This is a genomic window from Hymenobacter sp. UYAg731, assembly GCF_054061335.1.
This window is the reverse complement of sequence record NZ_JBSSEC010000002.1, coordinates 814,166-837,768: the sequence shown is the minus strand read 5'-3', so window position 1 is coordinate 837,768 and position 23,603 is coordinate 814,166. Positions and strand designations below refer to the sequence as shown.

The 23,603-nt window shown below is 61.3% G+C and carries 19 protein-coding genes; 13 read left to right on the top strand and 6 right to left on the bottom strand.

The features are described from left to right. The 9 genes from ACVWYF_RS07950 to ACVWYF_RS07910 all read left to right on the top strand — a co-directional run bounded on the left by ACVWYF_RS07950 (position 1) and on the right by ACVWYF_RS07910 (position 11,784). Positions 1–1,128, top strand: coding sequence for a DUF4249 domain-containing protein (locus tag ACVWYF_RS07950; RefSeq protein ID WP_457066381.1), 1,128 nt, complete (start codon positions 1–3; stop codon positions 1,126–1,128). A gap of 99 nt (positions 1,129–1,227) precedes the next feature. After that, entirely contained in the window at positions 1,228–2,358 is a 1,131-nt protein-coding gene (locus tag ACVWYF_RS07945; protein WP_457066379.1) for a DUF4249 domain-containing protein, read from the top strand. Between the two features lie 25 nt (positions 2,359–2,383). Beyond that, on the top strand, positions 2,384–4,813 hold the full coding sequence (locus ACVWYF_RS07940; RefSeq protein ID WP_457066377.1) for an MG2 domain-containing protein: 2,430 nt from the start codon (positions 2,384–2,386) through the stop codon (positions 4,811–4,813). Between the two features lie 123 nt (positions 4,814–4,936). Then, positions 4,937–7,828, top strand: coding sequence for a DNA polymerase I (polA, locus tag ACVWYF_RS07935; protein WP_457066375.1), 2,892 nt, complete (start codon positions 4,937–4,939; stop codon positions 7,826–7,828). Between the two features lie 72 nt (positions 7,829–7,900). After that, positions 7,901–9,046, top strand: coding sequence for a hypothetical protein (locus tag ACVWYF_RS07930; RefSeq protein ID WP_457066373.1), 1,146 nt, complete (start codon positions 7,901–7,903; stop codon positions 9,044–9,046). A gap of 99 nt (positions 9,047–9,145) precedes the next feature. Then, the gene (locus ACVWYF_RS07925) at positions 9,146–9,568 is read left to right on the top strand and encodes a DoxX family protein (protein ID WP_457066371.1); all 423 of its coding nucleotides are present in this window, start codon (positions 9,146–9,148) and stop codon (positions 9,566–9,568) included. Positions 9,569–9,581: 13 nt separating this feature from the next. After that, positions 9,582–10,064 carry a DinB family protein gene (locus ACVWYF_RS07920; RefSeq protein ID WP_457066369.1) on the top strand — a complete coding sequence of 161 codons (483 nt, stop codon included), beginning with the start codon at positions 9,582–9,584 and terminating at the stop codon, positions 10,062–10,064. A 130-nt stretch (positions 10,065–10,194) separates the two neighbouring features. Continuing rightward, positions 10,195–11,241 (top strand): serine hydrolase domain-containing protein, encoded by a 1,047-nt coding sequence (locus tag ACVWYF_RS07915; protein ID WP_457066367.1) that lies wholly within the window; start codon positions 10,195–10,197, stop codon positions 11,239–11,241. Positions 11,242–11,301: 60 nt separating this feature from the next. Continuing rightward, entirely contained in the window at positions 11,302–11,784 is a 483-nt protein-coding gene (locus ACVWYF_RS07910; protein ID WP_457066365.1) for a DinB family protein, read from the top strand. Between the two features lie 71 nt (positions 11,785–11,855). Here ACVWYF_RS07910 and ACVWYF_RS07905 read toward each other — a convergent pair whose 3' ends face one another. Together ACVWYF_RS07905 and ACVWYF_RS07900 are read right to left on the bottom strand one after the other, a co-directional pair. Continuing rightward, on the bottom strand, positions 11,856–11,978 hold the full coding sequence (locus ACVWYF_RS07905) for a hypothetical protein (protein WP_457066363.1): 123 nt from the start codon (positions 11,976–11,978) through the stop codon (positions 11,856–11,858). Between the two features lie 84 nt (positions 11,979–12,062). Continuing rightward, the gene (locus tag ACVWYF_RS07900; protein ID WP_457066361.1) at positions 12,063–14,195 is read right to left on the bottom strand and encodes a sigma-54-dependent Fis family transcriptional regulator; all 2,133 of its coding nucleotides are present in this window, start codon (positions 14,193–14,195) and stop codon (positions 12,063–12,065) included. Between the two features lie 283 nt (positions 14,196–14,478). Here ACVWYF_RS07900 and ACVWYF_RS07895 point away from each other — a divergent pair, with 283 nt between their 5' ends. The 4 genes from ACVWYF_RS07895 to ACVWYF_RS07880 all read left to right on the top strand — a co-directional run bounded on the left by ACVWYF_RS07895 (position 14,479) and on the right by ACVWYF_RS07880 (position 19,340). Then, the gene (locus ACVWYF_RS07895; protein WP_457066359.1) at positions 14,479–15,843 is read left to right on the top strand and encodes a TolC family protein; all 1,365 of its coding nucleotides are present in this window, start codon (positions 14,479–14,481) and stop codon (positions 15,841–15,843) included. A 123-nt stretch (positions 15,844–15,966) separates the two neighbouring features. Then, positions 15,967–16,392 (top strand): universal stress protein, encoded by a 426-nt coding sequence (locus ACVWYF_RS07890; RefSeq protein ID WP_457066357.1) that lies wholly within the window; start codon positions 15,967–15,969, stop codon positions 16,390–16,392. Positions 16,393–16,502: 110 nt separating this feature from the next. Further along, entirely contained in the window at positions 16,503–17,612 is a 1,110-nt protein-coding gene (locus ACVWYF_RS07885) for an HlyD family secretion protein (RefSeq protein WP_457066355.1), read from the top strand. Positions 17,613–17,768: 156 nt separating this feature from the next. Further along, entirely contained in the window at positions 17,769–19,340 is a 1,572-nt protein-coding gene (locus tag ACVWYF_RS07880) for a DHA2 family efflux MFS transporter permease subunit (RefSeq protein WP_457066353.1), read from the top strand. 112 nt (positions 19,341–19,452) lie between these two features. Here ACVWYF_RS07880 and ACVWYF_RS07875 read toward each other — a convergent pair whose 3' ends face one another. From ACVWYF_RS07875 to ACVWYF_RS07860, 4 genes are all read right to left on the bottom strand, one after another. After that, on the bottom strand, positions 19,453–20,490 hold the full coding sequence (locus tag ACVWYF_RS07875) for a hypothetical protein (protein ID WP_457066351.1): 1,038 nt from the start codon (positions 20,488–20,490) through the stop codon (positions 19,453–19,455). Positions 20,491–20,602: 112 nt separating this feature from the next. Beyond that, positions 20,603–21,421: a class I SAM-dependent methyltransferase gene (locus ACVWYF_RS07870; RefSeq protein WP_457066349.1), complete on the bottom strand. Its 819-nt coding sequence runs from the start codon at positions 21,419–21,421 to the stop codon at positions 20,603–20,605. Between the two features lie 230 nt (positions 21,422–21,651). Then, entirely contained in the window at positions 21,652–23,103 is a 1,452-nt protein-coding gene (locus ACVWYF_RS07865) for a M56 family metallopeptidase (protein ID WP_457066347.1), read from the bottom strand. Continuing rightward, a complete protein-coding gene (locus tag ACVWYF_RS07860; protein WP_457066345.1) occupies positions 23,081–23,488 on the bottom strand; it encodes a BlaI/MecI/CopY family transcriptional regulator in 408 nt (135 codons plus the stop codon). The genes ACVWYF_RS07865 and ACVWYF_RS07860 overlap by 23 nt, the downstream gene beginning before the upstream one ends. Positions 23,489–23,603: the final 115 nt, after the last annotated feature.

Genomic DNA, 23,603 nt, shown 5'->3' with positions numbered 1-23,603 from the left:
ATGCGTTCCGCCTTTTCAATGGTTTCCCAGGGGCTGGCTTTGCTGCTGGTTCTGCTGCTGCCGGCTTGCATCGAGCCTTATTCGCCCGAAATACCGGCGGCCAAGCGCAGCTTTCTGGTAGTGGATGGCTTCATCAACAGCGTGGGCGTGACCACAATCCGGCTCTCGCGCACCTTCGCGGTTACCTCGCTGCCCAAGGTACCCAACGAAACCAAGGCCGTGGTGTACATTGAAGACACGGCCGGGGCGCGCTTTCCGCTGGCCGAGGGCGCAACCGGTACGTACACCTCGGCCTACCTCAACCTCATCCTGGGGCGCACCTACCGCCTGCGCATTGCCACGCCTGCGGGCGTGCTCTACGCCTCCGATTTTGTGCCCGCTAAAACCACCCCGCCCATTGATGCGGTGGACTGGCGGACCGATAACGCCGGCCTTGGCATTTATATCAGCGCCCACGACGACACCAACGCCACTCAATACTACCGCTGGGAGTACGAGGAAACTTGGGAAATCATCCCGCCTTTCAGCCCTTCTATTGAGTTCGTCAACAACGTGCTACGGCCCATTCGGGTGCTCTACCCGGACCGGTGTTGGGGCAATGAGCGGGCCGCCGCCATCCAGCTGACTACCACCAAGGCACTGAGCAAAGACGTGGTGTCCGGCTTTGCCTTGCGCCGCCTGCCCCGCTCCACCGACCGCCTGTATCGCCGCTACAGCATTCTGGTGCAGCAGCACGCCCTCACCAAAGATGAGTATAGCTATTGGGAACAGCTGCGTAAGAATACCGAGAGCCTGGGCACGCTCTTCGACCCGCAGCCCAGCCAGCTCTCCGGCAACGTGCATTGCCTGAGCAATGAGGATGAGCTGGCCTTCGGTTTCGTGGGCGCGCACTCGCTGGCCCAGAAGCGCATTTTCATCGAACGCAGCCAGCTGCCCTTCGACTGGCCGTTCGTGAGCGGCTACGAGGCCTGCGTGCCGCCCGATACGGCCAAGGGCAACGTCATTCCGCTGCTGCGTACCGGCTTTGTGCTGCCCGTTAGTGAAGTACGGGGAGGCATTACGGTGGCCACCCTGGACTGCATCGACTGCCGGCGGCGGGGCTCGTCTAACCGGCCAGCTTTCTGGTAAGCCCGGCCGCAAGGCCACACCCAACGCCCGGCCAAGCTGCTGAAAACTTGCCCAGCCGCTCCGGACGGCGGCTTTTGCACCCTCTTTTCCTTTTCATCGATGCGTATCACCGCCTTTTTTTCTCGCTTGCTGGCCGGGCTGCTGCTCCTGCTGCTGCCGGCCTGCGTCGACCCGTACTCGCCCGATGTCCTTTCCTCGCCCCGCAGCTTTCTGGTCGTCGATGGCTTCATCAACAGCCAGGGCGTGACCAGCATCAAGCTCTCGCGCACGTTTGCCATTTCCTCGCTGCCCAAAGTGCCGGCCGTCACCCGGGCCACGGTCTACATCGAAGATGCCGGTGGGGTCCGGTTTCCGCTGGCCGAGGGTGCCGCCGGCACCTACACCTCGGCTTACCTCGCCCTCGCGCCGGGCCGCACCTACCGCCTGCGCATCGCCACCTCGGCGGGCGTACTGTATGCCTCCGACTTCGTGCCCGCCAAGACCACGCCACCCATCGACGCGGTGGACGCCCGCCCCGAAAGCACCGGCCTGGGCATTTACCTCAGTGCCCACGACGACACCAACACCAGCCGCTACTACCGCTGGGAATACGAGGAAACCTGGGAAATTATTCCCTCCCTCAGCCCTGAGCTTGAATTCTATAACAATGCCATTATTCCCATTCGGGTGCCCTACCCCACGCGGTGCTGGGGCAACGAGCGGGCAGTGGCCATTCAGCTGGCCAAAACCACGGCGCTGACCAAGGATGTCGTGGCCGACCTACTGCTGCGCCGCCTGGCCCGTACTTCCGACCGGCTCTACCGCCGCTACAGCATTCTGGTGCAGCAGCACGCCCTCACCAAGGAAGAGTACGAATACTGGGAGGCCCTGCGCAAAAACACCGAGAGCCTGGGCACCCTTTTCGACCCGCAGCCCAGCCAGCTCACCGGCAACGTGCATTGCCTGAGCGATGCGAACGAAACCGCCCTGGGCTTTGTGGGCGCGCACTCACTGACGGCGCGTCGCATTTTCATCGACCGCAGCCAACTGCCGCTGGACTGGCCCTTTAACAATGGCTATGCCGGGTGCTACCCGCCCGATACGCTGGACCCCAAAATCAGACCTATTCCGTTTTTTGCCCCAGGCTATGCGGTGCCGGTCAGCAGGGTTCCCGGAACCTACCTCATCTCGACGCCGGACTGCGTGGACTGCCGCCGCAGGGGCTCGGTAGCCCGGCCCTCGTTCTGGTAATCAAATTGTTTTTCGTGTTTTGTTTATGACTAGCCATTTCATTACGTTCCGCCAACCGCGATTTCCGGCCTTCGCCGGCCTGTTTTTGGCCGGCCTGCTCGGGCTGGCCGGCGCGGCTCCGGCCTGGGGCCAGGCCGATACCTTGGCCAGCCTGCCGCGCCAGCTGGCCCGCTACGAGAAAGCCCGCGTGCAGGAAAAACTGTTTCTACACCTGGACCGGCCCGTGTACCTGAGCGGCGAAACCATGTGGTTTAAAGTATACGCCGTGGACGGCACCTACTCCCGCCCGCTCACGCTGAGCAGCGTGGCCTACGTGGAAGTGCTCGATGCCAAAAACCGCCCCGTGCTTCAGGCGAAAATTGCCTTGAAAAACGCGGTGGGGCAGGGTTCCTTCGTGGTGCCGGCCTCGGTGGCCTCGGGCAGCTACACGGTGCGGGCCTACACGAGCTGGATGAAAAACTTCGCCCCCGAAGCCTATTTCCACGGCCCGGTGACGGTGCTGAACACTTTTGTCGCGTCGGGCGCGGCGGCCCGCCCGGCCAAAGACTCGGTGGCTTACGAAGCCCAGTTTTTCCCGGAAGGCGGCAACCTGGTGCAGGGCCTGCGCAGCAAAGTGGCCCTAAAAGTAACCGACCAGGCCGGGCACGGCGTGGCGGCCACCGGCAAAGTGCTGAACCAGAAAGGGGCCGTGGTGGCTACCTTCAGCACCCTGCGGCTGGGCATGGGCAGCTTTTTGTTCACGCCCGCCTCGGCCCTGGACACCTACACCGCGGTGCTCACGCTGGGGCCGGGCCAAACCATCAGCCGGCCCCTACCCCGCGCTTTCGCCCAGGGCTACGTGATGCACCTGGAGCGCAGCGAGCCCAACCAGCTCACCCTCACCGTGGATGCCACCCAGCGGCTGCCCGAAACCCTGTTTCTGCTGGCCCACTCGCGGCAGCAAACCGCCCTGGCTACTCGAATGCAGCTGATGAACGGCCACGCCGTCTTCGTTTTCCGCCCCGACCAATTGCTGGGCGGCGTGTCGCACTTCACCGTGTTCAACACAGCGCAGCAGCCCGTGGCCGAGCGGCTGTATTTCCAGCGCCCCACGCCGGGCCTGGCCGTTGCGGCCCAGGCCGACAAGCCCCAGTACGGCCCGCGCGAAAAAGTGCAGGTGCAGCTGGCGCTGGCCGACGCGGACCCCGCAGCCAGCGCCAGCCTCTCGATGGCCGTGTACCGGCTCGATTCGCTCGCGGCCACGCCGGCGCTGGCCATTGACCGGTACCTGGGCCTGACCTCGGAGCTGAAGGGGCCCGTGGAAAACCCGGACTATTATTTCACCGCCAACGATGCCGAAGCGACCGACAACCTGCTGCTGACCCAGGGCTGGAGCCGGTTTCGGTGGGAAGATGTGCTGGCCCCGTCGCTGCCGGCCCCCAGGTTTCTGCCCGAGCCCAACGGCCCCGTGGTGCAGGCCCGGCTCACGCGGGCGGGCACTGCCACGCCGCGCCCGGGCGTGATGACCTACCTCTCCTCGCCAAGCCGCATCATTCGCCTGAGCAACGCCGTGAGCGATGCCGACGGCCGGGTGCAGTTTGAGCTGCACCACTTCGACGGCCCCCAGGACCTGGTGGTGCAAACCGACCCGCAGCAGGACAGCACCTGCCAGATTCAGGTACTGGAGCCGTTTTCGACGCGCTACCGCAGCGGGCCGGACCTGGCGTACGGCCTCACGCCCCGCTTCCAGCCCGACTACGAGAAGCGGCACTTGCAAACGCAGGTGCAGAACCTGTACTTCGGCAAGTACCGCAACCGCTACGCGACGGAACGGGTGGACAGCCTGGCTTTCTATGGCAAGCCCGACGAAACCTACCTGCTGGATAAATACACCCGCTTCAAAGTGCTGGAGGAAGTGCTGCGCGAGTACGTGCCCGGCGTGGTGGTCCGGATTCGGAAGGACGGCTTCCACTTCCTGGTGGCCGACAAGGTGAACCAGACCCTGCTCGCCGAAAACCCTATGGTGCTGCTCGACGGGGTGCCGGTGTTCAACATCAACAGGATAATGGCCATGCCTTCCATCAAAATCCGGAAGCTGGAAGTCGTTGACAGCCGGTACTTTCAGGGCCTGGCCGTGTATAATGGGGTGGTGAGCTTCAGCACGTATAAGGGCGACCTGGAAGGCTTCCAGCTCGACCCACGGGTGCTGGTGGAGCACTACGAAGGCGTGCAGCGCCAGCGCGAGTTCTACGCCCCGCGCTACGATACGCCCGCCACCGCCCAAAGCCGCCTGCCCGACCTGCGCAACCTGCTCTACTGGAACCCAAACATCACCACGACCGGCTCCCAGCCCCAAACGCTGAGCTTCTTCACCGGCGACCAGGCCGGCCGCTATCTCGTGGTGCTGCAAGGCCTGGCCGCCGATGGGCAGGCCGCTAGCCAGCGCCTGGTGCTGGAAGTGAAGCCGGCACTGTAAGTTTTTAGTACAGGTTGCCTAACGGTCCTGACGGCGCTTTTTGCAGTCTTCAGGACCGTTTTGTTTGTCGTGTTGGTCCCGAATTTAGCCGTTGCGCTAGGCCCACTCCGTACCTTCGCCCTTATGTCTGACACCGCCGCTCCTGCCCCCAAAAAGCTCTTCCTGCTCGATGCTTTCGCCCTCATCTACCGCTCGCACTTCGCGTTCAGCAAAAACCCGCGCATCAACTCCAAGGGCATGAACACCGGGGCCGTGCTGGGCTTTACCAACACGCTGGTGGAAGTGCTGCAAAAGGAAAAGCCCACCCACATCGGCGTGTGCTTTGACGGGCCGAAAAAGACTTTCCGCCACGAGCAGTACGCCGAGTACAAGGCCCAGCGCCAGGCCATGCCCGAGGACATTGGCATTGCGCTGCCCTATATCAAGAAAATTATTCAGGGCTTCCACATTCCCATTCTGATGATGGATGGGTTTGAGGCCGATGACGTGATTGGCACGCTGGCCCAGAAGGCAGAAAAGGAAGGCTTCGAGGTGTTTATGATGACGCCCGATAAGGACTACTGCCAGCTGGTGACGGAGAACATCAAAATATACCGCCCCGCTTTCATGGGCAACGCGGCCGAAATTCTGGACGTGGCCCATGTGCTGGCCCGCTTCGAGATTGAGCGCGTGGAGCAGGTGATTGACATTCTGGGCCTCCAGGGCGATGCCTCCGACAACATCCCCGGCATCCCCGGCATTGGCGAAAAAACGGCCAAAACGCTCATCCAGAAGTACGGCTCGGTCGAAAACCTGCTGGCTAACGTGGACGAGCTGAAGGGCAAGCAGCAGGAAAACGTGCGCAACTTCGCCGAGCAGGGCCTGATGAGCAAGGAGCTGGCCACCATCCACGTCAACGTCCCGCTGGATTTTGAAGCCGATAAATTGGTGCTCGATGCGCCCGATGAGGCCACCCTGCGCGAGCTGTTTGAGGAGCTGGAGTTCCGGCAGCTGGCCGCCCGCATTTTGAGCGGCAGCGGCCCGGCCCGCACGCCGGCCAGCGTGGCCGTGCCCGGCAGCACCCCTCTCCGCCGGCCCAAACTGGTGCCCGGCGGTCAGGCCTCGCTATTTGGCAGCAGCGAAGACGCGGCCGTAGCCATTGGCGCGGAGGAAGGCGAAACTGCGGGCTTCGGGGCACCCGGCGGCCCGCGCAAACGGCTGGAGGACGTTCCCTACCAGTATCACCTGATGGACACGCCGGAGCTGCGCCAGTCGCTGCTCGCGTTTCTGGTGCAGCAGGAGGAAGTGAGCTTCGACACCGAAACCACCGGCCTCGATACCATGACGGCGCGGCTGGTGGGCCTGAGCTTCGCCTGGCTGCCGGGCGAGGCGTACTACGTGCCCGTGCCGGCCGATGACCAAGAAGCCACCCAAGCCATTGTGGATGAGTTTTGCCCGTTTTTCGAGTCGAAAACCATTCTGAAAATTGGCCAGAACATCAAGTACGACCTCACCATTCTCAAGCACTACAACGTGCAGATTTCGGGGCCGCTGTTCGATACCATGCTGGCCCACTACCTCATCGAGCCCGACATGCGCCACAACATGGACGTACTGGCCGAAACCTACCTGCACTACTCGCCGGTGCCCATCACCGACCTCATCGGCCCGAAAGGCAAGAAGCAAATCACGATGGCCGACCTGCCGCCGGCGGCCGTGAAAGACTACGCCTGCGAGGATGCCGACGTGACCTTGCAGCTCAAGCACGTCTTCGAGCCTATGCTGAAGGACCTGGGCCTGCTGGGCCTGCTGAATGACGTGGAAAACCCGCTGGTGCCCGTGCTGGCCGACATCGAATACGAGGGCATTCGGATTGATTCCGGGGCCATGAACGAGTATTCGGCCGAGCTGCAGGGCTACATCGCGGAGTTGGAAACCCAGATTTTCCGCGAAGCCGGCCAGGAGTTCAACATTGGCTCGCCGAAGCAGCTGGGCGAGGTGCTGTTCGATAAGATGGACATCGGCAAGGGCAAAGTCAAGAAGACCAAAACCGGCCAGTACGCCACCGGCGAGGAAATCCTGAGCCAGCTGGCCACCGAAAATCCCATCGCCGCCCTCATCCTCGAATACCGCCAGCTCACCAAGCTGCGCAGCACCTACGTGGAGGCCCTGCCCCAGCTCGTGAGCGTGGTGGACGGCCGCGTACACACCAGCTTCAACCAGGCGGTGGCCGCCACCGGCCGCCTCAGCAGCACCAACCCCAACCTTCAGAATATCCCCATCCGCACGGAGCGGGGCCGCGAAATCCGCAAAGCCTTCGTGCCGCGCGACGACCAGCACGTATTGCTCGCGGCCGACTACTCGCAAGTGGAGCTGCGCATCATGGCCGACTTCTCGGGCGATAAAACCATGATTGAAGCCTTCCGCCTGGGCATCGATGTCCACTCTAGCACCGCTAGCAAGGTGTTTCGCGTCCCCATTGAGGAGGTGGATTCGGAGATGCGCCGCAAGGCCAAAACCGTCAATTTCGGCATCATCTACGGGATTTCGGCGTTCGGGCTGGCCCAGCGCATCGGCATCAGCCGCAAGGAAGCCACCGACATTATTGAGACGTACTTCCAGGAATTCCCGTCGGTGAAGGCGTTCATGGACGACAGCATCAACCGGGCCCGCGAGCTGGAATACGCCGAAACCCTGCTCAAGCGCCGCCGCTACCTGCGCGACATCAACTCGCGCAACGCCACGCTGCGCGGCTATACCGAGCGCAACGCCATAAACGCCCCCATCCAGGGCACGGCCGCCGACATCATCAAAATGGCTATGATTAACATCCACGCCTGGCTGCGCGAGGAGAAGCTGGGCACCAAGATGATACTCCAAGTCCACGACGAACTCGTGTTCGACGCCGTAGCCGAGGAAGTGGCCTACATCACCCCCAAAATCAAAGAACTGATGACCACCGCGCTGCTGCTGCCCCGCGGCGTGCCGCTGGAAGTGGAAGTGGGCAGCGGCCGCAACTGGCTGCAGGCGCACTAGGCGATAGTTAGCCTTCGTTACAGGTCAATGAGGTTTTTCGGCGGGTGCAAGTTCTTACTAGTTCATTTTCTGTTGGTTCAACTCCTTGCTTCTTGCCAAGTAGTTGAACCAACACCACTTGTCGAGCCTTATGCCGCTGATTTAACCGATTTATTGCGTTGCTGGAAGCACAGTGAACGCTGCAACACCAAGCTGCTGCCACCGCCGATTATTTTTCGGGATAGCACCCGCGATAGTACCGGACAACTTAAGCAGGATTTTGAGCTGCGTATAGCCGCAAAACCATTGGGATTGCACCACCAAATAGTGCGATTGCCCAATCCCTTTGACATCAAAGCTCATCCGCTTTGCACCTCCGTTATCTTTCAGCACCAGTTGGTTGCGCTATTTGCTTCGGGGGGATTTGCGTGCTTCCACCTTTCTGATTTTAGTCGTAATAAGCAGTTGGAGGCTCAACTGAATGCGTTGCCATTTGAGCAGCACTGGATACTGAATCAGCAGCTTATCGGCTGGCACCAGGGTGCCGCTTACCGCTTTGATACACTACGGCATGACTGGCAACGATACAACGGCCCCACAACTTTTGCCAGACTAGCAAAGCTGTTCGAAGATGAGCGATTTGTCTGCACTACAGATTGCCAGAGCGAGTTTGGCGGACACGTTTATTTCTTCGACAAACGTACCGGCCTTACCCATTACACCACGGCAACTTGCGCTACCACGGTTTGGAAGCAGGGCGGAAAATACCACTTGCTGACATCACTGTCGAGCAATGCAAAAAGCGGCGTTGTACCGGCTCCGGAAAAGCTGCCTCTTATTTATCAGAAGTATAATCCGGCGCAATCCTGGGAGTATTCCGATTTACCAGATTTGGGGCCTGACCCATTGGTCCAGCGGAGATTTTTCTATTGGGTCGAAATGCTCGGATGTTTTCAGTGGCAACAGCAACAACTGTATCTGGTAACCTGGCGTGAAACCACCTTTTTGGCTATTATAGACCACGATATTATCACGGTCGTTGACCCATTATTTGTCCAGTCATTGGAGAATTTTGGTCCCAGTTCCGTAAAATATGGCCCTGACTTAACCCTTATTAGTCTTCCTCATTACGAAAAAGGTACTTACGAAGAATACTCTTGCTTGCTAGCACAGGGTAATATTATTACGAAAGTAGAATGGGGTGAGCAGCCTGCACGGTACTCCTATTGCAATTATTAGCAACTGATTATCACTAGCGACTAAATCAAATCTAATTGCAGGCGTGTACCTGGTCACATGCGTGTCGTATAGCCGCTACACCTCACCCACCAGAAAGCCATGCCCCACCAACCCCACACCACCACCATCCAGAACGTAACCCGCGGCCTGCTGGGCTCCTTTATGGTGGTGGCCGGCACCGGCCACCTCACCTTTGCCCGGCAGGATTTCCAGGCCCAGGTGCCCGATTTCGTGCCGCTGGATAAGGACACGACTGTGCTGGCTTCGGGCGTGGTGGAAATTGGACTCGGGCTGGCGCTACTGCTGCTCAAGGGCAAAAATCGGGTGCGCATGGGCATCGGACTGGCCACCTTTTACGCCGCCATTTTCCCCGGCAACATTCACCAGTACACCCAGCACCTGTCCGCCTTCGGCCTCGATACGGATGCCAAGCGGCTGGCCCGGCTGTTTTTCCAGCCCGTGCTGATGGGCGCAGCTCTGTACGGCACTGGGGCCCTGAATGCGCGAAAACGCCAGAAATAGCGCTTGGCATTCAATGGATAGGCCTAATCAGAAAGCCCTGCTGGCGGAATCGACCAGCCTGCTCACGAAGGGCAACGCCCACGCAACCTTCGAAGAAGCGACCGCCGACCTTACGCCCAAAACCTGGAACCATCGCTTGCCGGACGCGCCCTACACCATCTGGCAACTGGTCGAGCACATCCGTGTTGCGCAGTGGGATATTGTGGAGTTCTGCTTCGAACCCGAACACAAATCGCCCAGATGGCCGGATGGCTATTGGCCCAGCCCCAACGCTACCGCCGATGAAGAGCAGTGGCAGGAAGCACTGGACCATATCCGGCAGAACCGTCAGCGCTTTCTTCATCTGCTGCATGCCCCTGGCACCGACTTGCTGGCCCCCATCCCGCACGGCACCGGCCAGACCATCCTGCGCGAAGCTTTTCTGATTGCCGACCACGCCGCCTACCACACCGGCGAAATCATTCTGGTGCGCCGCCTGCTCCACGCCTGGAAATAAGCCGGGGCGCAGGCCGCTACGGGCAGCCGCCGTGGCATCGGGTGCATCTGTGGTACCTGGAGCACCGCCATTAATTTGAGTGCCCCGGACTACCTTACCGGCCATGAAAAACCTTTTTTTATTGTTACCGATGCTATACTCCGGCCCGGCTACCTACGCCCAGACGCCACCCTCAGCCGAGGTGCTTACGGTACTGATGCAAAAAGCCAACGTGCCGGGCATGCAGCTGGTGTACACCCACGGTGGCAAAACCCAGGCGTATGCCCTGGGCCAGCGCACCGCCGGCCAGCCAGCCGCCGTAGATGCCACTACCACTTTTGAAGCTGCTTCGCTGGGCAAGGCCGTGCTGGCATACCTCACGCTGCGCCTGCTCGACCGGGGCGTAATTGCCCTCGACAAGCCGCTCCTGACTTACTACGCCTACCCGCGTTTGCAGGGCGCGGCCAATGCCAATAAAATCACGGCCCGGATGGTGCTGGGCCATACCACCGGCCTGCCCAACTGGGCCACCAACCCGCTAAGCCCGGAGTGGGCCACCGCCCCGCTGCGCCTGAAATACGCCCCCGACAGCTGCTGGAATTACTCGGGCGAGGGCTACGTATTTCTGCAAAAAACCCTGGAACACCTCACCGGCAAGTCGTTTGAGACGCTGGCGCAGGAGGAAGTTTTCGGGCCGTTGCGCATGCAGCACAGCAGCTTTGTGTGGCAGGAGAAGTTTGCAGCCAACGCCGCCTCGGGCCACGATGGCCAGCGCAAGCCCACCCCCATCGCGCACTACTCGGCAGCCTACGGAGCCTACAGCCTGTTCAGTACGGCCGCCGACTACAGCCGGCTTTTGCAAGTCGTGATGACGGGCCAGGGCCTGAAACCCGCCACCGCACAACTGCTTCTCACGCCCGCCAACGAGGCCCACCGCTGCGGCCAGCCCGCCACGGCCACCGACCCGTTCATTGCCTGGGCCTGCGGCGTGGGCCTGGCTACTACCAGCCACGGCCTGGCCCAGTGGCAGTGGGGCGACAACGGCAACTTCAAAGGCTTCTACATGACCTTGCCGGCCCAAAAGGAAACCCTGGTATTCTTCACCAACAGCTCCAACGGCCCCAAAATGACCGCAGACCTGCTGCAATTCTTTTTCGGGCCGGGCGAGTACCGGGCCACACAATGGCTGGCTGAATGAGCCGGGCCGTTGGCAAAACCGGCGGCGCAACCGATTCCCCTCGCAGCCAGTAAGAAGTTCATGGAAAAAGCCACCCAACAAGGCATCGTCGCCGAACTCATCAGCCTGCTCACCCAGGGCAATGCCCACGCTACTTTTGAGGACGCCTGCGCCGGCCTCACGTCCGACCTCTGGAACCGGCACGTACCGGAGGTGCCTTACACCATCTGGCAATTGGTGGAGCACATTCGCATCGCGCAGCACGACATTGTGGAGTTTTCGTTCAGCGAAAAGCATGAGTCGCCGGAGTGGCCGGCCGGATACTGGCCCGCCCGGGATACCACCGCCGATAAAAAGCAGTGGCAGGCCACGCTGGACCACATCCACGCCGACCGGCAGCGCTTTATCGGCCTACTGCACGCTCCCGGCACCGACCTGCTGGCCCTCATCCCGCACGGCACCGGCCAGACCATTTTGCGCGAGGCCATGCTCATTGCCGACCACGCCGCCTACCACACCGGCGAAATTATCCTGGTACGCCGCCTGCTGAAAGCCTGGAAATAAGGGGTTTATTAAACGCAAAAGAGCCCGGCACGTCAGACGCGCCGGGCTCTTTTGCGTTTCTTATTGGAAACCTACTTCTTCTGGGTTTTCACGGCTTTGCCCGAGGGCTTGTCCTTGATAACCTCTTCGTTCTGCTTTTCCTTGGTTTTGGTAGCAGGGTCGGTGTGCTTCGGGGTGCTGGTGGTATTGGCCATGACGGAGAAAGAGTTAGGTGAATGCCGGTTTATACGGGCCAGCCGCGCCGAGGGCTGGGCATACGGGCACTTTTTCCCGGCCTCTTACCCTTCCACGCCCACCGTGCGCCGGATGCCCAGCTTTTTCATACGGGCTTCCAGGGTTTTGGGGTTGATGTCGAGCAGCAGCGCCGCGCCCTGTGCGCCGCTCACCCGGCCGCCGGTGCGCGTGAGGGCCGTCAGAATGTGGTCGCGCTCCTGCTCCTTCAGGGTTTTAATGGGCGCAGCGGCCAAAGCTGCGGGCATTGCCGCACCAGCCAGCGCCAGCGGCGCGGCCGCAAAGCCCGCAAATTCTAGAAATGCTCCCTGGCTCACGATGATGGCCTGCTCCAGTACGTGCTCCAGCTCGCGGATATTACCGGGCCAGCCGTAGGCCTGCAACGCCGCCAAATCGGCGGGCCGCACCTGGCGGATGGGCTTGCCCAGGCGCTTGCTCAGGCGCTGGATGAAGTGGCGCAGCAGGGGTTCGATGTCTTCGCGGCGCTCGCGCAGGGGGGCCAGCTCGATGGGGAAAACGTTGAGCCGGTAGTATAAATCGGCGCGGAAGCGGCCGGCGGCCACTTCCGCAGCCAGCACGCGATTGGTGGCCGCGATAACGCGGGCATCGGAGTGCAGGACTTTGGTACCGCCCAGGCGCTCGAACTCCTTTTCCTGGAGCACGCGCAGCAGCTTGGCTTGCAAATCGAGCGGCAGCTCGCCGATTTCATCGAGGAAAATACTGCCGCCGTTGGCCAGCTCGAACTTGCCGATGCGGCGCTCCACGGCCCCCGTGAAGGCCCCTTTTTCGTGGCCAAACAACTCACTTTCAATGAGCTGGGCCGGCAGGGCGGCGCAATTGAGCTTGATGAGGGCGCGGGCGTGGCGGGGCGAGGCGTTGTGCAGCTCGCGGGCCACCAGCTCCTTGCCGGTGCCGGTTTCGCCCGAAATCAGCACCGTGGTATCGGTGGGGGCCACCTGGCTGATGCGGAGCTGCACCCGCTGCAAGGCCGGCCCGCTGCCGATGAACGCGCCCGAATCGGACCCGAAGCGGGCGGAGGTATTGATTTCATCGACCAGATAAGTCCGCTCCTGCTCCACCTGGGCCTTCAGCTCCTCAATCTGCTCGAAGGCGAAGAGGTTTTCCAGAGCCAGGGCAATTTGGGGCGTGAGGGCCAGCACGGTAGCCAGGTCTTCGGGCCGGAAAGCCAGCGGGTTGGGCGAAGCCAGGATGAGCACGGCCGCGCCATCGGGCCGCTGCCAGATGGGCACGATGAGCATGGCCCGCGTACCGTACTCCTCATACACGCGGCGCAGCAGCGGGTAGCGCTGGGCCTTTTCCCGAAACTCATCGGCGGTGTATAGGCCCGGCACTTGCAGCAACTCGTTCAGCTGGTGGTACATGGCCGAGGTATCGAGCTGGTTCAGGCCGTGCTGGCGGTGGGGGTCGAGGGCAAGGAGCGGGGCGTTGCCGTCGTCGGTCCGCGAGAATTCGGCAAAGCCCTCAAACGGCTCCTGCCGCCCGGCCCGCTGCACCCGCAGGCCGAAGTAGTCGAACGGCACCACTTTGCTCAAACTATCGGCCACGGCCCGGAACAGCGGCTCGCGCTGCTTGATGCTGAGCAGGGCATTGGTGATGCTGAGCTGCAAGGTGCGCTCCTGCTCCCGGCGGGCTACCTCCTCGAAGGCCAGCGTGTTGGTTACGGCCACGGCAATGAGGGAGCCGATTTTATCCAGCAGTTTTTCGTCGGCGGGCGTGAGGTTGGGGTTGCGGCGCGAGGCCAGCGTGAGGAAGCCCGTGAGGCGCCCGGCGAGGTGCAGCGGCACAGCCGTGAGGTGCGTCACGCCCAGCTTTTCGAACTTGTTGTAGGGCGCGTAATGCGGGTAATTGGCCATGTACTCCTTCGGCGTGAATTGCCGCACGCGGGGGTCGGCCACGAGCACTTCGAGCGGCGTGCCGGCAATGGGCGAGAATTGCTCCAGGCCCTCGGGCACGGGCGGGGCTTCGTCCACACCGTAGTAGTCGCGCAGAAATAAGCGCTTGTATTGCAGCGTTTCATCGAAAATATTGATACCGATGAGGTCGAACGGAAAAATGAGCCGCAGCTTGGTGGTCACCACTTTGAACAGTTGGTTTTTGTCGCGGATGGTGGCAATGGCCTCGTTGAGGTGCAGCAGCAGGGTTTCGTCGGTGGTGGGCATAGCTTGGAGCGCAGGCCGCAGCTTGCGCAAAGAAGGGTGGAAAGCAAAGCAAGAAGACACCGGCTATGGCGTATGCCGGATTAAAAATTCCTTACATATCAGGAGTTGAATACGACTAATTCCTGATATGTAAGGAACATATGGCGGCGGCGAAGTTTTAGGAATCGCAGTAATTAAAATTCAAAATGCTGATATTCAGCAACTATAAAAGAAACAATAGCCCGCTCTCGGCGCTGGCATGGCTTTCGGTAAGGGCAGGGCACACCCTAAGCCACTTGGCCTTATGTTTTCTTCTCAATCTCTCAAGGGCTTTGCCGGTTTGTCGCTGTTCGGCGGCTTGCTGCTGGCCCAGCCGGCGCTGGCACAAAACCAGCCCAGCGTTCCGGCGGCGGCCCAGGCCATTGGCCTGGCCAGCGACTCCCTAACGCTCGGCGCGACGCTGCAGGCCGTGCTCGACGCCAACCCCAGCATTACCAATCTCACCGAGTTGTCGGCGGCCTCAACCAGCCGCCTGAGCCAGACGCGGGCCGGTTTCCTGCCCCAAGTGACGGGCACGGCCACCTACACCCGCATCGACCCCGTGGTGAAGCTGCCGTTCAATGGGGAAACGCTCCAGTTCGCGCCCAATAACAACTACGACTTTCACCTCACGGCGCAGTACCTGCTGTTCGACTTCGGCAAGAACGATGCGATAGTGAAGGTGGCCGAATCGCAGGTGCAAACGGCGCAGGACAATATCACGGTGGCCCGCCGCGACTTGGCGTTCAACGCCGCGCAGGTGTATTACAACATCCTTTTCATGCGCGAGAGCATCAAAGTGCAGGACCAGCAGATTGCCTCCTTGCAAGCCCATCGCAACGAAATGAACAAGCGCGTGGAGGCCGGCGTGAGCACCAAGTTCGACGTGACTACCACCGATGTCCGCATCACGCAGGCCCAAAGCACCAAGCTCGACCTGCAAAACCAGTTGCGCAACCAGCAGGTGCAGCTGGCCCGCCTGCTGCACAAGCCCGCCCAGGCCGATGTGCCGGTGAAAGGCCGCCTCACCTACGAGCCCCAGCCCGTGAATGTGGAGGCCGAGGTGACCAAAGCCAGCAACAACCGCCCCGAAGTGAAGCTGGCCCGCGATGCCGAAAACACGGCCGCCATGCAGGCCCGCCTCATCGAGCGTAGCAACATGCCGAGCCTGGGAGCTGGTGTGCAGGCCGGTGCCAAAAACGGCTACATCCTGCCCGACATCAACCGGATTCGCTTCAACACGGTAGGCGTATTGCAGTTGTCGGTGCCGATTTATGACGGCAACAAGAACAAGAAGCAGCGCGTGGAGGCAGCGGCAATTTCCCGCGCCGCCGTGGCCCGCACCTCCGACACGCAGGAGCAAATCCGCGCCGATGTGCGCCAGGCCGTCAACAACATGGACTTCAGCCAGGCCCGCCACGAGAATGCCCAGCAGCAGGTAGCCCAGGCCACTGAGGCCCTGAGCAAAGCCCGCGACCGGTACCGCTACGGTGTGGGCCAGAACCTCGACGTGCTGGACGCCGAAACCCAGCTCGCCCAGGCCCGCCTGGCCCTCGTGCAGGCCGAGTACAACTACACGCTGGGCCAGTACCAGCTGCGCCGCGCCACCGGCGAGCAGATTTGGCAATAAGTTATTAGTGGTTAGTTATTAACGGTTAGTGGTTAATTATTCATTCACCCTGTTTTATTCTGGTTATCCGAACCGTCCCAACATTCATTAATCACTTATCACTAACCGTTAACCACTAAAAAAATGACCATCCTTTGTCCGCTCGATTTCTCGGCCGCTTCGGCTAGCCTGGTGGCCTACGCGGCGGCCCTGGCCGTGGCAATGGGAGCCGAGCTGCGGCTGCTGCATGTGTGCGAGCCGCAGGAGGACCCCACCGGCCAGCGGCCCGATGCCACGGTGTTTGCGCCCTGCAAAGACCGGATGCAGGCCCTGCGGGCTTCGGCCGAAGAAGCTGGCGTGGCCCGGGTGCATACCGGCATGGTACGCGGCGAGGCCGCGCCAGAAATTGTGGCCGAAGCGGCTCGCCAACAGGCTGATTTAATTGTTATTGGCGCACACGGCCAAACCGGCCTTACCCGTTTTTTGATGGGTACTACCGCCGAAATCGTGCTCCGCACCGCCCGGTGCGCCACGCTGCTGGTGCGCGCCCCTTTGCTTAATGAGGAATAAAGAACGAGGAATGAAGAATTGTCTTTGCCGACGCTTCCCCACCTCTTCTGCTTGCTCACACTCCCTTCGTAATTCTTCATTCTTAATTCCTCATTCTTAATTCTATTAAGATGGCCCAGACCGAAACTTCCCCCGCCGTTCAAAACACTCCTGCTCCCTACCCCAACGCGGCCGCTGAAAGTGAGCCCATGGAAGAGCCTAAAAAGCGCAACCCGCTTGTTCTCATCATTATGCTACTGGTACTGCTGGGCGGCGGCTACTATGGCTTCACGCGCTACCAGTTTGCCAAAGCCCACGAGAGCACCGACGACGCCCAGGTAGAAGGCGACGTGTACCCCGTGCTGCCCCGCGTGGGCGGCCCGGTGCTTGAAGTGAAAGTGGACGACAACCAAGTCGTGAAAAAGGGCGATGTCCTCGTGACCCTCGACCAGGCCGACTACCAGCAGCGCGTGAACGCGGCGGAGGCTGCCCTGTTCGCTGCGCAGGCCCAGGTAACGGCCGCCCGCGCCGGCGTGGGCACGGCCCAGGCCAACGTCCGCACCGCCCAAACCGGCATCGGCGTGAGCGAGGCCAACCAGGAGCGCCTCCAGAAAGACTTGAAGCGCAGCACCTTCCTGCGCAAGCAGGACATCATTCCGCAGAGTGAGTACGATGCCGTGCAAGCCAACCTGAAGGCCACCGCCGCCCAGCGCGCCACCGCCACCGACCAGGTGAGCGTGGCCCGCCAGCAGGTAGCCGTCGCTTCACAGCAAATCGCCGTGGCCCAGGCCGTGGTGAAACAGCGTCAGGCCGACCTCGACAACGCCAAGCTGCAGCTCAGCTACACCACCATTGTGGCTCCGCAGAACGGCATCATCAGCAAGAAGAACGTGCAGCCGGGCCAGGTGGTCGGCCCGGGCCAGCAGCTGTTCGGCATCGTGGGCAGTGCCCGCACCTGGATTGTGGCCAACTTTAAGGAAACCCAGCTGGAAGACATGAAAGTAGGCCAGCCCGTGAAACTGGAGATTGACGCTTACCCTAAAGAGGAGTTCCAGGGCCACATCGAGAGCCTTTCGGCCGCTACCGGGGCCCGCTTCGCCCTGCTGCCCCCCGACAACGCCAGCGGCAACTTCGTGAAAGTGACCCAGCGCATCCCCGTCCGCATTGCCCTCGATAAAGTGGACCCCCAGCACCCGCTGCGCGCCGGCATGAGCGTGAACGCGGTGGTGCAGGTGAAATAAGGTAACGGGCCACGCGGCCGTCATGCTGAGCGTAGTCGAAGCATCTCTACCGCAGCAGTAATTCAATCATCCGGATTAGTTACGCAGGAGAAATGCTTCGACAAGCGGACGCCAGATGAGCATGACGGCCTTTTTAACTCTTAAATATCTCGTTTAATGGAAACCGGATTTACCAAGTGGATTATCGTTGTGACGGTGGTCCTCTGCGTCTTGCTGGAGCTAATTGATACCAGCATCGTGAACGTGGCCCTGACCCAGATGATGGGCAACCTCTCGGCCACGCAGCAGGAAGTGAGCTGGGTGGTGGCCTCCTACGGCATCGCCAACGTGATTGTGATTCCGATGACCGGCTTTCTGGCCGAGCAGTTTGGGCGCAAAAACTACTTTTTCTTCTCGGTGATTCTCTTCACCCTGGCCTCGATGGCCTGCGGCCAAAGCACCAACCTGTGGGAGCTGGTGGCCTTCCGCTTCGTGCAGGGCGTGGGCGGCGGTGCGCTCATGGCCACCTCGCAGGCTATTCTGATTGACACCTTCCCGCCTAAGCAACTGCCCCTGGGGCAGGCCCTGTTCGGCATGGGCGTGATTATCGGCCCCACCATCGGCCCCACGCTGGGCGGCTACATCGTGGACAACTACGACTGGCCCTGGATTTTCTATGTGAACGTGCCGGTGGGCATCCTGGCGGCGCTGTTTACGTGGTTGTTCATCCGCGACCCGGAACGCATCAAAAACGCCATTCCCCGGCCCCTGCGCGAGATTGACTGGGCCGGCATCGGCCTGCTGATTCTCGGCGTGGGCTCGCTGCAGTTTGTGCTGGAACAGGGCGAAAGCAACGACTGGTTCGACGACAACACCATCATCCTGTTCACGGCGTTGTCGGTTATTGGTATTGTGGGGTTCATCTGGCGCGAGCTCACGGCCGCAAAGCCCATTGTGGACCTGCGCGTGCTTACCAAGAGCCGCAATTTGGCGGTGGGCGCGTTCCTGTCGTTCGTGCTGGGCTTTGGCCTGTTTGCCTCGGTGTTTGTGTTCCCCATCTTCACGCAGCGCATTCTGGGCTTCACGGCGGCCCAAACGGGTTTTCTCCTGCTGCCGGGCGCGCTGGCTTCGGGCTTCATGATGCCGGTTATCGGCAAGGCTTTACAGGCCGGAGTACCCCAGAAAATCATGATTCCGGTGGGCTTCACCATTTTCTTTCTCTTCACCTTCTGGATTGCCACCCGCATCACGCCCACGGCGGGCGAAAGCGACTTTTTCTGGCCGCTCATCCTGCGGGGCGTGGGTCTGGGCCTGATTTTCCTGCCCATCACGACCATGTCGCTGGCCGGTTTGCAGGGCAAAGACGCCGGCCAGGCCGCCGGCCTCACCGGCATGATTCGCCAGCTCGGCGGCTCGTTCGGCGTGGCCATCGTGGGCACTTACCTGGAACGCAGCATTGCCTACAACCGGGTGGCACTGCTGCCCCACATCTCGCTCTACGACTCGGCCACGATGCAGCGCATCCAGGCCTTCACCCAGAACTTCATGGCGAAAGGCTTCCCGCTGGAGCAGGCCCGCCAGCAGGCCTACGCCGCCCTCGAAGGCATCCTCATGAAGCAGGTTTCGATTATCACCTACGGCCAGGTATTCACGGGCCTCGGCTTCTTCTTCATTGCCTGTCTGCCGCTGGTGCTGCTCATCAAGCGCAACAAGCCGGGGGCGAAGATGGACCTGAACGCGGCTCACTAAGCCCGCAATATTGCTATGCTATGTGGCTTGATTAGGTGAACGTTAGATTATTTTATACATAAAAAGGGCTTCCTGCATCTAGCAGGAAGCCCTTTTTATTTGTCAGCAATAACTACTGGTACTGGATGTACAGCGGTTTGGGCGTGAGCTGGCTCAGCACTTCCACGGCGGTCATGATGTGGTGGGGAGCGGGCCGGGCATCGTACTCATAGAACAGTTTGAAGCCGGTGTATTGCACGGGCTCGACCTGGATGTAGTCGTGGTAAGAGTCCTTTTTCAGCGTCGGCTCGCCGTGGCCGTCCATGTGCATCACCACCTGCACGCGGGGGTCGAGCTTGATGTTTTTGTAGTTGGTCAGCATCTTCCGGGTGAAGCGGTGGACCGTGAGCACCTTGGGCGGCAGGTGGTTTTCGCTCACGATGCGGGCCAGGAAGTTGATGGTGAAGTTCACGTCCTTGGCATCAAGGGTGCCGATGCGCTGGTTGGGGCGCACGCCGGGCATGGTGGCCAACGAAAACTCGGGGTCGATGCCGAGGTGAACGATGGGGTCTTTCAGGTATTGCTCCAGCTTGGGCAGCTCGGCTTGCAGGGTGCTGTGGCCGGGCTGCACGTCCAGAAACAGCAGGCAGTTGTGCTCCTTGGCCCAACTCAGCACCTCCTCAATGGTGGACTTGGAGTTCATCAGGCGCCATTTGCCGTCTTTGCCGGCCGTGCCCTGGGCCGTGATGGTCACGTTGTGCAGGGCGGCCTGCACCGGAATGCTGGGGTCGGCGGCCTGCCACTCCTTCAGCACGCCCTCAAATTTGCGGAACATCTGGTCTTTGGGCTCGCGGCCTAGGATGCCCATGCCCTTCGAGCGAATGTTGCCATAGAACGCAATGATGCGGTGGCCCGGCAGAATAGCGCCCGGCAGCTGCCCGGTTTTCCGGGCAATGCTGTCGGCCTTAAGCGAGTCGCGCCGCATGGCCTGCATCTTCAGCTTGATGGTGTCGACGGGAGCGGGTTGGGCGGGGGTGTCGCCGGTAGCTGCGGTGGTGCCGTCGGCGGCTTTTTCGCCCTCGGCGGGGCGGGTGGAGCAGGCGGGCAGGGCCAGGGCCGCCAACAGGCCCAGGGTAGCGACGAACGCGCTAGAGGTTGCGTTTAAAGACACTGATAATGGGGAACAAAGCGAGCAATAGTTGCCTCAAAGGTAAGGGTTTCCGCCCGGCCCTAACCGGCCAGGCAATTAAAACCAGCTTAAATCCTGTGGCTTAATTTGGGAGCTAACGCGAAACTGGCGTCAGCGTTACCTCAAACCAGGTGGTGGGGTCGGCGAGCGGGTCGGGCACCTGCGCGGGCAGCGGCGTGGGCGAGTACAGGGCGCATAGCGAGTTCTCGACCTGCACCAGCTGACCGGTGGCCGTGGCGGGCAGCCCGTCGAAGAGGCCGGCCAGCACTTCCCAGCGGGGCTCGCCGGGCTGGCGGCTAGCGTCATGCCACACCACAGTAGTTTTGGGACCGACCAAGTGCTCGAATACTCGCTTGGTATCGGTCCGCACGGCCTCGTAGCGGTGGTCGCCGTCGATGAAAATCACATCGAACGGCCCGCCCAGCGCGGCAAAATCATAGGTGGCCGAGTTGCCGTGCAGGTGGCGCACGTTGGGCAGCGGCTTCGAGAAAAAGCCGTGTAGCTCGATATAGCGCTCGGGCAGGCCGAGGGCGCGGATTTCTTCGTCCGACAGGTTCAGGGTGAAGACTTCGGCGGCGACTTCGGCCACGTTGGCGGCACTCTCGCCGCGCCATGTCCCGATTTCGAGGTAACGGCAGCCGGGCACGCGGCGGGCGAGGGCACGCAGCAGCAGCAAATCAGTCGGCAGCGAGCCGCCCTCGCGGAAGGCGAACGGGCGCACGGTATTATCGGCTGGGCTCAGGAAATGGGCCAGCGATACCATCGGCAGGCCTTTGGCCGTGAGCTGGCGGCCGGGGTGGGCCAGCGCCCGGCGCTGCCATTCGGCCACATCGCCGGCAATGACGTGGTTGAGCAGTGAGGGGGTGCGGGCCAGGCTGCGTAAAGCCTGGAAGGCAACGGATATTCGGGACATAGCGGGTGGTCGGGTACTGGTTTGCCCGCTGACTGGCAGCACACGATGCGGGCGAAACCAGGCAGCTGGCAACTTAAAAGCAGCTTTGGCAGCCGCTTCCGGCCCTAAAGCTACTGCCGGGGCTGCGGTTGGCTTTGCCCCAAAGCCTGCAACGCAGAAAGGCCCCGGCGCGGGCCGGAGCTTTTCGAGCGGTTTCTCTCGATTTTAATTGATGCCGGGAAATGCTTCCGCTAACACCCGGTGCCGGAGGACGGAATCACCCAGCCTTGCCAGTTAATCGGCATGGCCCCGGAGAAACCTACCGAAGTTTTCCAGGAAAAGCGAATGGGCACGGTGAAGCTCACGGCTACGGGCTTCTTCTGGCCGGTTTCAGCCGGGATGCGCTGCATCCCGGGCGTGAAGCGGGGCAGTTGCAGCACGGCCTGCACGACGGCCGTGTTGTAGGGGGCGGTCAGGCCCTTCACCAAATGCACCGTCGCGGGTTGGACGACACCCTCGGCATCCACGATAAATTGCACGAATATGGTGCCATTAATGCGCTCGGCAGCGGGCAGATTGGCAGGATATTTTAAGTGTTGCTGAATAAATCCGACAATGGCACCGTTGCCGCCACCACCCGGTAGCTCGGGCATTTGCTCAACATACGTGTAGACCCTGTTTTGTGGGGGCGATGGAATACCATTCACAGAGTTAATAAATACGAGTTTTGGCGGGGCCGGCGGGGCCACCTGGGCATCGGCCGAGGCGCTCGAAACGGCTGGCGCGGCCGGCGGGGCGGCTTTTTCGCAGGCTACGGCAACGACTAACACGCCCGCCAACGGCAGGGCGAGCCACTGTTTCCAGCGGCGAATGGGATTGGTTTTCTGAATCATGGCAATGCGACTGAGGGTTTGGGAATGGGAGAAGGAGTGCGCAAGCGGAACCGAGAAACCGAGGCGGCTGGCCACTTGCCGGGCCAGCAGTTGGGAGTAGGAAGTGGAAAGGGAAGGAGTTGGCGAGAAATCATCGTGTAGGGCCGCTTCGTCGGCCAGGTACTCGTGGGTGAGGGCCAGTGCCCGCCCGCAGAGGTGCACGAAGGGATTGAACCACAGCGCGGCGCGCAGCAGCTCCAGCAGCAGCCGGTCGTAGGTGTGGTGCTGGCGGACGTGGGCCAGCTCGTGGCACAGTACCTGATGGGCCTCGGCCGGGCTCAGGGCCAGGGTTTCATCCCAGAATATGACCCGCCCGAAGGAACTGGTGGGCAGCCAGCCGTGGGTTTTGGCCAGCGTGTAGCCGGCGTGGACCGTGCGGGGCAGGCGGCGGGCAGTATGCCATAAGCCAGCTAATCCGTAGGCCAGACGGGCCAGCATGAGGCCCACGCCAGCCAGGTAAATCACTAGCAGCCAGAAGGTCCAATCCGGACCGTTGGCCACGGCGGCCGTACCGGGCGCGCCAACCTCCACCGTTGGTAGCAGCACGGCCGCTACGCCGGCCAGGCCCGCCGGGCTGGTGCCCCACCAACCGGCCGGCCAGGCCAGCGGCAGTAGCGGCAGGCCGGCGGCCAACAGCGGCCCCAGCGCCAGAAATGCCCGGTTGTAGGCAAAGCTGCGCTCCTGGCGCAGGGCCAGGCGGTAGCACCCCCACCACGCGCCCAGGAGCACAGTGCTGAGCAGCATCCAGTTAAGCAGGCTGAGTTGGTTCATGGTCTTCGGGGGTTTGGGGGTGGGCGGCGTGGCGCAGCAGCTCGTCGAGCTGGGCAGCGTCGAGGTTTTCTTCCTTGGCGAAAAACGAAACGAGGCGGCTAAACGAGTTTCCGAAGTGCCCACCCAGCAGCTTGCGCAACGAGAAGCGGCGGTAGTCGTCCTGGGCCACCAGCACGAAGTAGCGGTGCGTGCGCCCGAAGGCTTCGTGGTCGACAAACCCCTTGGTTTCGAGGATACGAATGATGGTGGAAACCGTGTTGTAGGCCGGCTGGGGCGCGGGCAATTCGGCCAGCACGTCCTTCACGAAGGCGGGGCCGAGGCGCCAGAGCACCTGCATCACTTGTTCTTCGGCGCGGGTGAGTTCGGGGAAAGCGGAGGGGTCCATGTTGGGAGGTTGAATCAGGGTAACACAAACGTATAACTAATATTTTAGTTTACAAACTATCCATTTAGTTTATCTTGTAAATTGGTTGTTATTCGATGTAAATGAAGGATTTCAG